The sequence below is a fragment of the Streptomyces sp. NPDC058751 genome, assembly GCF_042746485.1.
Classification (GTDB): domain Bacteria; phylum Actinomycetota; class Actinomycetes; order Streptomycetales; family Streptomycetaceae; genus Streptomyces.
On the sequence record NZ_JBHYPZ010000016.1, the window covers coordinates 1 to 13989 of the forward strand.

Annotated in this window: 9 protein-coding genes; 5 read left to right on the plus strand and 4 right to left on the minus strand. The window is 71.6% G+C overall.

Translation table 11 applies throughout. The annotated features are described in order from the left end of the window. Positions 1-71 precede the first annotated feature (71 nt). Both ACFW6B_RS16715 and ACFW6B_RS16720 read right to left on the minus strand, forming a co-directional pair. A complete protein-coding gene (locus ACFW6B_RS16715; protein ID WP_386596540.1) occupies positions 72-626 on the minus strand; it encodes a hypothetical protein in 555 nt (184 codons plus the stop codon). 754 nt (positions 627-1380) lie between these two features. Beyond that, positions 1381-2244: a LysR family transcriptional regulator gene (locus ACFW6B_RS16720; protein ID WP_386596542.1), complete on the minus strand. Its 864-nt coding sequence runs from the start codon at positions 2242-2244 to the stop codon at positions 1381-1383. Between the two features lie 92 nt (positions 2245-2336). Between ACFW6B_RS16720 and ACFW6B_RS16725 the strand changes: the two genes are divergently transcribed. The 5 genes from ACFW6B_RS16725 to ACFW6B_RS16745 all read left to right on the plus strand — a co-directional run bounded on the left by ACFW6B_RS16725 (position 2337) and on the right by ACFW6B_RS16745 (position 10391). Further along, on the plus strand, positions 2337-3074 hold the full coding sequence (locus ACFW6B_RS16725) for an SDR family NAD(P)-dependent oxidoreductase (RefSeq protein ID WP_386596544.1): 738 nt from the start codon (positions 2337-2339) through the stop codon (positions 3072-3074). Between the two features lie 244 nt (positions 3075-3318). Next, a complete protein-coding gene (locus ACFW6B_RS16730) occupies positions 3319-7857 on the plus strand; it encodes an RHS repeat-associated core domain-containing protein (protein WP_386596546.1) in 4539 nt (1512 codons plus the stop codon). Positions 7858-7870: 13 nt separating this feature from the next. Beyond that, positions 7871-8614, plus strand: a complete 744-nt coding sequence (locus ACFW6B_RS16735; RefSeq protein ID WP_386596548.1) for a hypothetical protein — start codon at positions 7871-7873, stop codon at positions 8612-8614. Between the two features lie 190 nt (positions 8615-8804). Further along, entirely contained in the window at positions 8805-9941 is a 1137-nt protein-coding gene (locus ACFW6B_RS16740; protein ID WP_386596550.1) for an FAD-dependent oxidoreductase, read from the plus strand. Between the two features lie 126 nt (positions 9942-10067). Beyond that, on the plus strand, positions 10068-10391 hold the full coding sequence (locus ACFW6B_RS16745) for a hypothetical protein (RefSeq protein ID WP_386596552.1): 324 nt from the start codon (positions 10068-10070) through the stop codon (positions 10389-10391). 662 nt (positions 10392-11053) lie between these two features. Here ACFW6B_RS16745 and ACFW6B_RS16750 read toward each other — a convergent pair. Then, positions 11054-12712: an acyl-CoA dehydrogenase family protein gene (locus tag ACFW6B_RS16750; RefSeq protein ID WP_386596554.1), complete on the minus strand. Its 1659-nt coding sequence runs from the start codon at positions 12710-12712 to the stop codon at positions 11054-11056. Between the two features lie 347 nt (positions 12713-13059). Then, positions 13060-13668, minus strand: a complete 609-nt coding sequence (locus ACFW6B_RS16755) for a TetR/AcrR family transcriptional regulator (RefSeq protein ID WP_386596556.1) — start codon at positions 13666-13668, stop codon at positions 13060-13062. Positions 13669-13989: the final 321 nt, after the last annotated feature.

The following is a 13989-nucleotide window of genomic DNA, read 5'->3' on the forward strand; positions in this document are numbered from 1 at the left end:
ATCACCGATCGCCTTCGAGAACGCCTTCCACCTCACACCAACTACGCTGACACCAGCCGCATAACCCGTGTTCAGGATCTGGGGTCAAGGCCCGTGTCGATCAGGCTCACTGCATGGTCGTGCCAACCAGCAACCACCGCATAGTTCCACCCGGCAACTAAGGCGACCTCGGCCGCAGCGGCGAACTTGACCTCGTCCTCAGGCTCGATCCGTGCTGAAGGCCGCACGTCGATGAGCCACGGCGTGTCATCGGTCAGCAGAAGATAGTCCGGGGTGTGCTGGACACTCCCGTTGGCGCTGTGGAACCGCAGACGGAACGGCTGAGCAAGAGCCTCCAGTAGAGATCCCGAGAAGTCCGATGCCAGAAGGAGGAGTTCCTCCTCGAAGCTCTCGAAGCCATGGTGACGGTCGGTACTGACCAGGTACCCAAGACCGGGACGATGCCACTGATCGGTACGCCAACTGAAGCGGCGCACAGGAACACTCGAGAGCACGTCGACTTGGTCCAGGTCCCTAACGGCACAGCCGACCAACGTCCGCCCGAAGCGCCACGCCGTAGTCCAACGGGCGGTCCAGTCCGGCGGCATGACCAGTTGACTGATGGCATCAGCTGAGATGGCATGCATTCGGGCGAGATCGTGCAATGTCGAGGTGTCCGACCAGGGGACAGTAGCGCTCGATGCGCCAACTGGTGCGTGATCGAGCAGCGGGGACTGGGGAGCCACGTCTCTGCCTTACATGCCGAGAGTGCGATGGAGAATACGAAGATCATCTTAAGGGTCTTCGGATCTCCGTCGTGCCCATCGCGCCGACTGCCAGCAGGGGCAATGCGGCATCCGTGTTGGAGGGCCTCAGGGAGACGGTTCGACGTGCTGTGTCCCTTTGACCGATCCGGCGAAAGGTGACTGTGCAACTGGGGGCGCCCAGGCCGGACATGCGGCGCCTTGCCGTAGTGGTCTGAGCGGGTCAGAGCGGCAGTTTCCGTGATGCGCTACAGCAGCAGCGTCGTTGACGACCAGGGAACCGGGGACCCGCCTTTGAGGGAATGATCCAGCGGCGCTCTGGGGAGGATCCGGGGTGACGTCGTGGTTGGGGATGTGCTGATGCAGGCAGCCGAGGAGGGAGGGGGCCTTCTTGCGGCGCAGGGTAGGAAGATCTGTGAATCTGTACCGATGTGCCAAGAATCCTCGGCAGAAAGCTCCCCACACTGCTGAAGCTGGTTGGCAAAAGTGCAGGTCAAAGCGATGCTCCGGAGACACCTAGCGGCTGTGGTCACAGCCCTTGTGACCACGGACGTCGGTTGTCACGTACCGAGGACGGTCGGCACCCGGATTCGGTGGGATCGAGTCCCGGGTGCCGACCGACGGGGGCAGGAGCCGGTCATAGCCGCGCGGCCGTGCGGATCAGGCCGGCCAGGGCGAGGGAGCGGCTGTGGGCGGGCCAGACGATGTGGGTCACGACGGGAGGCGCGTCGGTCAGGGGGACGGCCGTGTGCTCGGCCCACAGCCAGGAGCGGGCGGAGTCGGGGACGACCGCCACGGTGCGTCCGAGGGCGATCAGCTGGGCCAGTTGTGTCTGGTTGTGGATCTCGGGGCCCGGGCCGGGGGCGTAGGTGCCGTGGGTGGGCCAGCGGGCGAGCGGCAGATCGGGGACGTCCCTGACATCGGCCAGGGACAGGGTCTCGCGGGCGGCGAGGGGGTGCCCGGCAGGCAGGACGGCGACCTGTCCCTCGGTCGTCAGCGCCTCGCTGTCGAACCCGGCGAGGGAGTTCCACGGCGTGTGCATGAGTGCGACATCGGCGCGTCCGTCGCGCAGCAGCTCTTCCTGCTCGCAGATGCCGCACGGCAGCACCTCGATCTCGGCGCCGTCGGGCTCGGCCGCGTAGGCGTCGAGAAGTTTCCGCAGCAGTTCGTGGGACGCGGCGGCCTTCACCGCGAGGACCAGCCGACCGCGGGGGTCGCCGGGGCCGTCGGCGCCGCCGGCGCGCCGGGTGCGGCGAGCGGCGGCAGCGGTCGCGTCGAGGGCCGCCCGGCCCTCGTGCAACAGCACCTCTCCGGCGCCGGTCAGACGGACACCGCGGCGGTTGCGCTCCAGCAGGCAGACCCCGAGGCGCCGTTCGAGCTGCTGGATCGCCCGCGACAGCGGCGGCTGGGCCATGCCGAGGCGCTCGGCGGCACGCCCGAAGTGCAGTTCCTCGGCGACCGCCACGAAGTACCTCAACTCGCGGGTCTCCAGGGTCTCCACGGCCGCAGCATACGCGGTGATACCCGGCAGGTATGACAGGGCACCGTATCGGTGTTGGCCGCGCCACTCGTCCGCGAGCCAGCATCATCAGCATGAGCGAAACGAGGATCGCGCTGGTGACCGGCGCGAACAAGGGCATCGGGTACGAGATCGCGGCCGGGCTGGGCGGCCTCGGGTACCGCGTGGGCGTGGGAGCCCGCGACGCGGCCCGACGCGAAACCGCCGTCGGGAAGCTGCGCGCCGTCGGCGTGGACGCGTTCGGGGTACCGCTGGACGTGACGGACGACCGGAGCGTCACCGATGCCGCGAAACTGGTCGAACGGCTGGCCGGGCGCCTGGACGCCCTGGTCAACAACGCCGGCGTCTCGGGCGAGATGGGCCCGGGGTGGGTGCAGGACCCGACCGCGCTCGACCTGGAGGTGCTCCGCACGGTCGTGGACACCAACGGCATGGGTGTCGTCCGGGTCACCAACGCGATGCTGCCCCTGCTGCGGCGCTCGGCCTCGCCACGCGTCGTCAACGTCTCCAGCAGCGTCGGCTCCCTGACCCGGCAGGCGGACCCGGACATCGAGATCGGCCCGATCATGGCGGCCTACGCGCCGTCGAAGTCGTTCCTCAACGCCCTCACCGTGCAGTACGCCCGGCAGTTCGCCGGTACGAACATCCTGATCAACGCCGCCTGCCCGGGCCTGGTCGCGACCGACTTCACAGGCTTCCAAGGGCCCCGCACTCCTGAACAGGGCGCGGCGACGGCGATCCGGCTCGCCACGCTGCCCGACGGCGGTCCGACCGGTTCGTTCTTCGAGGACGACGGCGTCGTCCCCTGGTGATCACGAGCGCGCCGTGGATTCCGCGGAAACCGGATGCGCACGGTCACCTCGTCGGACGTTGCGAGCTCGGCCGGGGCCGTCACGCGTGTTTCCCATCGAACGTCAGTACCGAGTAACTTCGCACGTGCGTATGCGTGGTTGAGGGTGTCGGCGTGACGGGGGTTGCGTGGTGGCGGGGTATCGGCCGACGGATTGGCACGTACTGGACCTGGAGCGGGATCCGACGCCGGGGGATCCGGTTCGGGTGAAGTCGCTCGCCAGGAGTCTGCACGGCTTCGCCGATGACGTGCAGGACGTGTTGCGGTTGGTGAAGGGGATGGCGGAGGAAGACGCCGTCCTGACGATGGCGGGCAGGACCGCGGGGGTGTTCCGGGACGAGTTCTCCGGTGTGCCGAAGGATCTGAAGAAGCTGAAGAAGTCGTACGACCTGGCGGGTGACGCGCTGGCGGCGTACTGGCCGAAGCTGGAGCGTGCGCAGGCCCTCGCGGACAAGGCCCTGGCCGACGGTCGGGAGGCCCGGGCCGATCTGTCTTCCGCCAGGTCCCGTCTCTCGTCGGCCGAGTCGTGGGTCACCCACGCCAACAAGGAAGCCGACAAGTACAAGGACGACAAGGGCGCGGGCAAGGACGTGCCGAAGCCGGACGAGGCGAAGGTGCGCGCGGCGACGCGGGACGCGCAGAGCGCCAAGGCCGCGCACATGTCGGCCCAGTCGGACGTGACGTCGGCGCGGAGCGCGTTGGACGCGGCGAAGAAGATGGCCGCGGATGCCCGTCGGATGCGTGAGGAAGCGGCGGGTGAGGCGAAGCGCAAGATCGATGAGGCGTCCGACGCGGGGATCCGGAACCGCAAGTGGTACGAGGAGGTCGGGGACTGGTTCGTCGACAACTGGGACACCATCGTCACCGTCTGCAAAGTGGTCGTCGCCGTCCTGGGGATCATCGCGATGATCATCGGTGGGCCGATTCTCGGGACGATCGTGCTGATCGCCGCGCTGGTCGTCCTCGCGGACACCTTGAACAAGTACGCCAAGGGGCAGGCGTCGCTGTGGGACGTGGCGTTCGCCGCGCTGGACTGCATACCCGGCATGAAGGGCCTGACCACGCTCGGGGGTCTCGCCAAGGGACTCAGGTCGCTGGGCAAGCTGGGGCTCAAAGGCATGGTCAAGGGCCTGAAGACCGGACTGCGCAGGGGCGCGGACGACGCGGTGGCCGCCGGCAAGCCCGCCAAGGGCCGGTGCAAGAACGGCGACCCCGTCGACATGGTCTCCGGTGAGATGCTCATGACCCAGACGGACGTGCTCCTCCAGGGAGTGCTGCGTCTGGGTGTGGCGCGAACTCATGTGTCGACCTACCGCTGTGGGCGCTGGTTCGGGCCCTCGTGGGCATCCACGCTGGACCAGCGCCTGGAACTCGACGACGAGGGAGTGCTGTTCGCGACGGAGGACGGGATGATCCTGGTCTATCCCGTACCGGTCGGCGCGGACGCCGTCATGCCGGCGGAAGGCCCGCGGTGGCCCCTGGCCCGGGACCGCGAACGGCCGGGAGCCATGCACGTCACCGACCCGAGGACGGGTCTGACCCGTCACTTCGCCCCGGTCGGCCGGAACCAGAGGCACGACACCGCGTTCACGCTTCCGATATCGGCCCTCTCGGACCGCAACGGGAACCGTGTCGACTTCGACTACGACTCCTCCGGCACCCCGACCGCCATGCGGCACTCCGGCGGCTACCACGTGATCGTCGAGGCGGACGGCGCGCGCGTGACGGGGCTCGGGCTCCGCCGCTCCGACGGTGGGTCGACCCCCCTGGTGCGGTACGGCTACAAGGACGGACGCCTCACCGAGATCTACGACTCCAGCGGCCTGCCGTACAGGCTGACCTACGACGGCGACGACCGGATCACCTCCTGGACCGACCGCACCGGGGACTGGTACCGCTACGAGTACGACACCTCCGACCGGGTCGTCAGGGGCACCGGCGTGGACTCCGTGCTGAACTGCGTCATCGCCTATGACGAGGAGGAACGCACCACGCGGTACACCGACTCCCTCGGCCGCAGCACGACGTACCGCCACAACGAGCGGCTCCAGCTCGTCTCCACGACGAACGCCCTCGGCGAGTCGGTGACCGCCGAATGGGACCGGTTCGACCGCCTGGTCTCCCAGACCGACCCGCTCGGCGGGACCGTCCGCTACCGGCACGACGCCGCCGGCAACGTCACCGCCGTCGTCCGTCCCGACGGGACCTCGGCCGAGGCGACGTACGACGAACTGCACCGGCTGGTGCGGGCGGTCACCCCGGGCGGAGCGGTCTGGCGGAACGTCTACGAGGGCGCCGACCACGTCGCCACGATCGGCCCGACCGGTCTGGAGACCCGGTACGCCTACGACGAGCACGGCGGCCTGGTCGCCGCCACGGACCCGGCCGGCCGGACGAGCCGGGCCCGCTGCGACGGCGCGGGGCTGCCCGTGGAGTTCACCGACGTCCTGGGCGCGGTGACCACGATCGAACGCGACGACTTCGGCAGGGTGTCCGGCGTCACCGACCCGCTCGGCCGCACCACGCGCCTGGGCACGACGGTCGAGGGCCGGACCGTGTGGCGTCAGGGCCCCGACGGGCACCGGGAGACCTGGGAGTGGGACGCGGAGGGGAATCTGCTCGCCCAGACCGACCGGGCCGGACACGTCACCTCCTTCACGGTCGGACCCTTCGGCCAGGTCGCGGCGCGGACGACGAGCGACGGCACCACCCTCTCGTTCGGCTACGACACCGAGCTGAACCTGCTGAGCGTGACGGATCCGCACGAGCGGTCCTGGCGGTACACGTACGACGCGGCGAACCGGCTGATCGAGGAGAGCGACTTCACCGGCCGGACCCTCACCTACCGGCCGGACGCCATGGGCACGCTCGCGTCCCGGACCAACGGCGCCGGCGAGACGGTGGAGTTCGGCCGTGACGCACTCGGCCGGCTCACCGAGCTGCGGCACGACGGCCTCTCGATCCGCTACACCTACGACGCGGCCGGGCGTGTGGTGCGGGAGAGCGGTCCGGAGGTCACCGTCGAGCGGGAGTACGACGAGCTCGGCCTGCTGCTGTCCGAGACCGTCGACGGCAGGACCACCCGCTACGCGTACGACTCCCTGGGACGCCGAGTCCTGCGGCGCACCCCCACGGGCATCGAGTCCACCTGGACGTACGACGGCGCCGGTCGTCCCACCGCGCTCGACACCGACGGACACCGCATCACGTTCGGGTTCGACGCCTTGGGGCGGGAGACCGAGCGGGGGCTGCCCGGCGGCGTCACGCTCGGCCAGTCCTGGGACACCGCGGGCCGGCTCGGAACCCAGCACCTGGTGCGCGGTTCCGCGGGCACGCTCCTCCAGCGGCGTGAGTACACCTACCGGCCCGACGGCATCCCGACCGGCATCGAGGAGCTCACCGGGGGAGAGATGCGGTTCGGCCTCGATCCGCGCGGCCGCGTCACGACGGTCGACGGACGGGGCTGGACCGAGCGCTACCGGTACGACGAGGCGGGCAACGTCAGCCGCGCCACGCTCCCGGGGACGGACGACACCGACGCGGACCGCACCCACGCCGGCGGCCGGATCACGCACCGCGGCCGCACCCGGTACGAGCGGGACGGCGAGGGACGCGTCGTGCGCTCCGTGCTGCGCCTCCTCAACGGGCAGCGGCGGACGCAGACGTACACGTGGAACAGCCGCAACAGGCTGACCGGGACGACGACCCGGGACGGCGAGCGCTGGACGTACCTGTACGACTCCCTCGGGCGGCGCGTGGCGAAGCAGCGACTCGACGACGGGGGAGCCGTCGCCGACGAGATCCGCTTCTCCTGGGACGGTACGAGGCTCATCGAGCAGGTGACCCGCGCCGGCCGGGCCACGTCGTGGGACTACCGCCCGGGCGGCCACCAGCCGGTGGCCCAGCTCGACCGGCCCGGCGCCGACCTGGACGCGTGCTTCCACGCCGTCGTCACCGACCTGTCGGGCGCTCCGTCCGAACTGGTCTCCGCCGACGGCGAGGTGGCCCGGCAGCCCCGCACGACCCTGTGGGGCGAGCGGCTCCCCGAGCGGTTCCAGGGCGCCGGCACCGGGGAGGTCGAGTGCCTCCTGCGCTTCCCCGGCCAGTACGCCGACCGGGAGACCGGGTGGCACTACAACTACGAGCGCCACTACGACCCCGCGACGGCGCAGTACACCAGCCCGGACCCGCTCGGCCTGGCCGCCGGTCCCAACGACAGCGCCTACGTGCCCAATCCCTACCGGTGGACCGACCCGCTGGGCCTGTCCTGGCAGGACCCGAACAACGGCATGCGGTTCGGGCGGGACCCGGCCCTCCCCGAGGGCGAGCGCGAGTACACGCGCGACAATCAGTACCCTTCCGAATACCGGACGTCCACCCACGACTACATGGTCGAGAACTACACCGACGAGGGCCGGGCGCTCGGAGGAGTACCGCGTGACGCGAACGACGTGAGGATCCCGCGCGACCAGCTCACCTGGCGCAACGGCAACGACGAGCTGATCTGGGACCCGACCGCCGAGAACCCGAAGCCCTTCAACCGGACGGTGACCTACGAGCATCTGGACCCGGTGGTCCAGCACTGGAACCGCGAGGGACGCTTCAGCGACAGGGCGGCGCGCAACGGCTTCTACAACAACACGGATCATCTGGAACCGATGGACTGGAGCGAGAACTCACGCGGCGGCGGCCGTATGACGGACACCTACATCCAGGAAGTCGGCGAGGGCTACTCATGCACCTGATCGTGGAGGAATCATGGACATCCGTGCCGTAGTGAGCGGCTTCCGCAACGTGGAGCCGCTTCCCGGCCCGGCGGACGCCTGGCACTGGTCACCCGCTCCGGGGATCGACTTCGCGGGCGCCCTCTCCGCGGACGGCCGGCGGCTGCTCCAGCTCAGTGCCCGCAATTCGTACGACCAGGAACTGGCCGTCGCCACACTGGAGTTCGCGCGCGAGCACGAGGAGGACATCTTCGCGGGCCATCCCCATCTGGGCACGGCCGGCGGATTCGCGGCGCCCGGGGGAAGGCGGTTCGACGTGGTGGCGGGGGTGGGGCCGCAGGTGCACGGCTTCTACCGGGTCGAGAATCCCGACCTCACTCCGCACGTCCGCCTGACGTTTCCCGCCCATTCCTGCGAGTTCTCCGGGGACGAGACCCTCGAAGAGGCCGTCTCCCGGTACCGCATGCTCAAGATGAACAACTTCGACCGCGAGCCCCTCCCCTTTCTCAAGATGCGCTACGCCAACACGCGCACCCGGGGCCGGAGCGGCAACCCCGGACGCGGCCTGACCGAACCGAAGCGCCTGCTGGAGGAGCTTCGGCTGATGGAGGGCGGTGAGGGCAGCTTCGTCGAGTTCGAGAACCGTCACGGCAAGGTGTGGCGGGTCGAGTGGCACGGAGCGTGGTTCATCGCGGAATGGGAGACACCGGACGGCCGGCCCCGCGAGATCGGGGGCGACGACCTCCTGTCGTTCGCGCGGAGCCGGCTGACCGAGTAGGCCGGGCCGAATCCCCCGGGCCGTCGCTTCCCTTTCCCGCACACCGCTTCCTCGGACGTGCGCTCGCGCGGTTCGGCCGTGGTTCACTCGCAAAGCTGACGGCTCATGGAAAGCTGCAGGTCACACCGGAAAACCTCGGGGCGCCCGGTTGCCCGGCCGGTCCGGATCGTCCACCAAAGGATCGAGCGTCGTGTCTTCTCGTCGAGTCGTCGTCATCGGTGGCGGGGTCATGGGCTCGTCCGCCGCGTGGCGGCTTGCCGCCCGGGGTGACCGCGTCACCCTGCTGGAGCGCTTCCCGCCCGGCCACGACCGGGGCAGCTCGCACGGCACCTCGCGGATCTTCCGGCTGGCCTACGCAGACCCCTTCTACGTCGGTCTCGCCGTGCGGTCGCTGCCGCTGTGGCGACGGCTGGAGGAGGAGACGGGACGGCAGGTGCTCACCCTCACCGGAGCCGTCGACCACGGCCCGGCCGCCACGACCGGGGCACTGTACGAGGTGCTGACCGCCGCCGGACACCCTGCCGAGAGGCTGGCCCCGGAGGAGGTCGCCGAGCGCTGGCCGGGGCTGCGCGCCGACACCGGCGCGGTCTTCCACCCGGAGGCCGGACGCCTGCACGCCGACGAGGCGGTCACCGCCTTCCAGCAGGCGGCGCGGGCGCACGGCGCGGAGATCCGGCACGGCGTCCGGGTGACCGGGCTGTCGGTGCACGGCGACGCCGGGGTCCGGGTGGTCACGGACACGGAGGAGGAACTGCGCGCCGACGCGGTCGTGGTCGCGGTCGGCGGCTGGGCGCCTGCAATGCTGGGCGGCGGCACCGCTCCGCCGGTCGGCGGCGTACCGGCGCTGCGTGTCACCCAGGAGCAGCCCGCGCACTTCCCCGCGGCGGACGCGCTCGCCTGGCCCAGCTACATCCACCACCCGGGTGCCGCGCTGCCCGTGGACGGCCTCACCGCGGACGGGGTGTACGGACTCGGCAGCACCGACGGCGTCAAGGCGGGCTTCCACGGCGTCGGCCCGGTCGTCGACCCCGACCGGCGCGACCGCACCCCGGACGCCGCGGTCCTGAGGGAGCTGGCGGCGTACGCCGAGCGCTGGCTCCCCGGCGTGGACCACACCGCGCCCGAGGCCGTGACCTGCCTGTACACCACCACCCCCGACCACGACTTCGTCGTCGACCGGCAGGGCCCGGTCACCGTGCTGGGAGGGTTCTCCGGGCACGGCTTCAAGTTCGCGTCGGTCATCGGCGAGCTGGCGGCCGCGCTGGTACGCGGAGAGCCCGGACCGAGCCGGTTCGCGCTCGGACGCCCGCGTCCCACGAGCCGCTGAACCGTTCCCGAAGACGGGGCGCCCGGGCGGTGTCGGAGCCTTCGCCACCGAGGGGCGGCAAGCCCGGCCGGCCGCGGGAGAACGGCCACGTTCGGCGTCGGCATCCGCGAATTCTCCGGGGACGCCATGACGGACGAAGCGCAACAACACGCCGGGGGGCCTCTGCTGAACCTGGGCTGCCTGATGCTGCTGGTGGTGCTCGGCGGTCTGGCGACGATGCTGTACGGCCTGGGAGTGCTGGTCTTCGGCGACACCCCGGCCTCGTCCGCCGCCACCGTTCTTCTCGCGGGTCTGGCCCTCACGGTCCTGGGGTCGCCGGCCGACTCCGGGACTTCTTCCACCGCTTCTGTGAAATGGCCCGTTCCACCGGCCGTACGGGACATCGCCGCGGCCGCGCCTGCCGTCAGACGGCCGTGCCAGTCCGGGTTCGGCCGCGGCGAGCCGCCGTGAGAGCCACTTGCCGCTGCCGAGCCGGTGCCCGCCCGCCAGCGGGGCCGGTTCGGAGGCGCGCCGCAGCGGGTCGGCCACGATGTATGTCCGCTCCAACGGGTCGGCGCAGCCGCGAAGGTCGTCCAGGCCGTCGGTGAGCGCGTACCGCCGGTCTTCCAGTTCTGCCGCCGACGCGGGAGGAGGCCCCGCTGCCAGCCGTTCCCGGGATTCCGCCTGCAGTGCGGCTCCGAGCCCGTCGGCCTCGGTCCGGACGAACAGTTCCACCGGCCGGCCCTCGTGCACCAGGCTCTCCCGGAAGGGAGCGGGCGGGCCGGACAGCAGCACCACTATGTCCAGGTCGGAGGTGTGCGTGCGGCGGTGCGCCAGTACGCTGCCGGCCAGGAAGGCGGCCCGGGCCTCGGGGAAACGGTTCCGCACCAGGTCCCTGGCGATCTCCATGTGATCCGTCGCGCCAGTGTGGCGCTGTCCGCCGACACGGGGCACCACGCCCCGGCCGGGCAGGTACGGCCGGGGCGTGGTGCCCCGGACCGTCCCTCCGGTGGAGCGGGGCCGCACGCAGGCGTCGGCAGGCCGGCCCGGAGCCGAACCCCGGCTCCAGCGGCGGCGGTTGCCGGCTGGTGCCGTCGCGGGGCACGTACGGGACGCCCTGGCTCTCGCGGCCGTCAGACCGGAAGCCGTTCCAGCACCCCCGCGAAGTCCGTCCCCGGCGGCAGGGTTCCGAAGGCCAGGCCCCGGTCCCCGGCCAGCCGGGACGCACAGAAGGCGTCGGCCACCGCGGGCGGGGCGTGGCGGACGAGCAGGGACGCCTGGAGGACGAGCGCGGCCCGCTCGGCGACCCGGCGGGCGCGCAGGGGAGCGTCCTCGGTGAGGACGAGTTCGCCGCGCAACTCCCGCCAGGCGGCGTCCAGTCGGTGGTCGGCGCCGGTCGCCGCCCCGATCTCCGCGCGGAACGCCTCCAGCGATTCGGGCTCACGCGTGAGCGCGCGCAGCATGTCGAGGGCGCTGACGTTGCCGGAGCCCTCCCAGATGCTGTTGAGCGGGGCCTCGCGGTACAGCCGGGGCATGCCGGACGCCTCGTCGTAGCCGTTGCCGCCGAGGCATTCGAGGGCTTCGGCGACCGCGGCGGGCTGGCGCTTGCACACCCAGTACTTGCCGACGGCCGTGGCCAGGCGCAGGAAGGCGCGCTCCCGGCCGTCGCCGCGCTGGGCGCGGTCCGCGGCGCCGGCCAGCCGCAGGGCCAGGGTGGTGGCGGCCTCCGACTCCAGGGCCAGGTCGGCGAGGACGTTGCGCATGAGCGGCTGGTCGATCAGCCTGGCGCCGAACGCGGAGCGGTGGCGGGCGTGGTGGGCGGCCTGGGCGAGGGCCGCGCGGGTACCGGCGGCGGAGCCGAGCACGCAGTCCAGGCGGGTCATGGTCACCATCTCGATGATGGTGCGCACACCCTTGCCCTCGGTGCCGACGAGCCAGGCCACGGTGTCGTCGAACTCGGGCTCGCTGCTCGCGTTCGAGCGGTTGCCGAGCTTGTCCTTGAGCCGCTGGACGCGGAAGGTGTTGCGGCTTCCGTCGGGGAGCACGCGCGGGACCAGGAAGCAGGAGAGCCCGCCGGGCGCCTGCGCGAGGACGAGGAACAGGTCGTTCATCGGGGCGCTGGTGAACCACTTGTGGCCGCGCAGCCGCCAGGTGCCGTCGCCCCGCTCGACCGCGGTGGTGGTGTTGGCGCGTACGTCGCTGCCGCCCTGCTTCTCGGTCATGCCCATCCCGGCGAGCAGTCCGGGCTTCTCGGCAGGGGTCCGCAGTCCGGGCTCGTAGACGCGGCTGGTGAGCAGGGGCTCGTAGGTCTCGGCGAGCTCGGGGGAGTGGCGCAGGGCGGGGACCACCGCGTACGTCATGGAGACGGGGCACAGATGGCCGGGCTCCAGCATCGTGGCCAGCATGAAGCCCGCGGCCCGCGCGACATGGGCGCCGGGGCGCTCGTCGGCCCAGGCGGCACCCGCGAGGCCCGCGCTCACCGAGGCGTCCATCAGCGCGTGGTACGCGGGGTGGAACTCGACCTCGTCCACGCGATGGCCGTAGCGGTCGTGGGTGCGCAGTTCGGGCTCGTGGCGGTTGGCCTGGTCCGCCCAGGTCTGCGCCTCCGCGCCGGCGACGTACCGGCCGAAGCGGTGGAGCTCGTCGAGGTGCCAGGAGGCCCCCTCGCGGCTCACCCCCTCCAGCAGCACGGGGTCGGCCGCGGCGTCGTGACCTGTCAACGGCGGCGGCTGGTTGGTCACTTCGTGCGTCACGGCGGTGGGACGGCTGAGCGCCGTGGTGGTCACGGACATGCGGAACCTCCGGTGTGCGGGTCGGCGGGGAAGGGCGGGGAAGGCTGGAAGGCCGGGTATGCGGTGCCGGGGACCGCTCGTCGGTGCCGGCCCGGAACCGGACCCGGCCCCGGTGCCGTCCTCCGGCCGCCGGAGCGCGAAGCCCTAGGGCCTGTCGTCAAATTCCCGTCGTCGCCCGAAGGGCGGCCTCGCGGCGTCTGGTGCGTGCTCTCGGCGTGCCGGGCGGAAGTCCTCGTACTGGACGTACTGGGGCTTTCGCCCGGTGCGGCGAGTGGGGGTCCCCCCTGCTCGAAGAGCTAGGGGGAGTGCCAGGCGTCGCGAGGCAGGCGGGAATTTGACGACAGGTCCTAGGCCGCGGGAGCGCCCGCGCACCGCAGGGCCATGGCGGTGAGCTCCGCGAGGAGTTCGTCGGCGGTGTGCTCGGACGGGGCGCCGAGCGGGTCCACGAGAACCTCGCCGACCGCGCCGGTGAGCGCCGCGGCGGTGATCTCGCCGTTCTGGTCGGGCAGCAGGCCCTCCGCCATGCCCTGGCGCACCACCTCGGCGAACAACGCGCGGTAGCGGCGCCGGAATGCGAGGCGCTCGGCGCCCACCGCGGCCTCGGCCGGGGCGGCGAGCAGGGCGTACGCCAGCCCGCGGTTCTCCAGGGCCCGGCGCGCGAACACCTCGATGCCGCGGGCGAGCCGTTCGACGGGGTCGCCCTCGCCGCCCAGCACCTCGCCGAGCACCTCCACCTCGCGGCCCGCGGCGCGCCGGAACACCTCGACGGCGAGTGCCGCCTTGGACGGGAAGTGCTGGTACACCGAGCCGGCCGAGATCCCGGCGGAGTCGGCGACGGCGGTCACCGACGCCTGGGCCCAGCCCACCTCGGCGACGACCGAGGTGGCGCGGGCGACGAGGTGCTCCCTGGCCGCTTCGAGACGGCGGAGCTCGGAAGGGGTCTTGCGGTAGGCCATGGAAGAAGTGAACCATCATTCAGAGCTTCCGGCCAGAGCCCGTTCCTCCCGGCGCGCACGTCGTGGAGGCGGCGTGCGCGCCGGGAACGCGCGCTTCTCCCTGTCGTGGTGCGCCCACGCGCCGTACCGCGGGGAGCGCGCCGCCGTGATCCGGCGCCACGTGTCATGGGCACCACGGCGCGCTGTGTTCCCGCACGGCCGCGCCGGCACCTCCCGGCCGGAAACAATCTCCCGGACGTGTCACGGCTCGGCCCCGGCTCGCCTCCGACGCCGTACAAAGTCGGCAGATAGCTCGTCATACTGGACGAGGCCGGGGGCGGG

What these genes read in the sequence shown, in the direction of transcription:
- ACFW6B_RS16715 (WP_386596540.1), bottom strand. Translation starts at nt 626, where the DNA reads ATGCATGCCATCTCAGCTGATGCCATCAGTCAACTGGTCATGCCGCCG.
- ACFW6B_RS16725 (WP_386596544.1), top strand. Translation starts at nt 2,337, where the DNA reads ATGAGCGAAACGAGGATCGCGCTGGTGACCGGCGCGAACAAGGGCATC.
- ACFW6B_RS16735 (WP_386596548.1), top strand. Translation starts at nt 7,871, where the DNA reads ATGGACATCCGTGCCGTAGTGAGCGGCTTCCGCAACGTGGAGCCGCTT.
- ACFW6B_RS16745 (WP_386596552.1), top strand. Translation starts at nt 10,068, where the DNA reads ATGACGGACGAAGCGCAACAACACGCCGGGGGGCCTCTGCTGAACCTG.
- ACFW6B_RS16750 (WP_386596554.1), bottom strand. Translation starts at nt 12,712, where the DNA reads ATGTCCGTGACCACCACGGCGCTCAGCCGTCCCACCGCCGTGACGCAC.
- ACFW6B_RS16755 (WP_386596556.1), bottom strand. Translation starts at nt 13,668, where the DNA reads ATGGCCTACCGCAAGACCCCTTCCGAGCTCCGCCGTCTCGAAGCGGCC.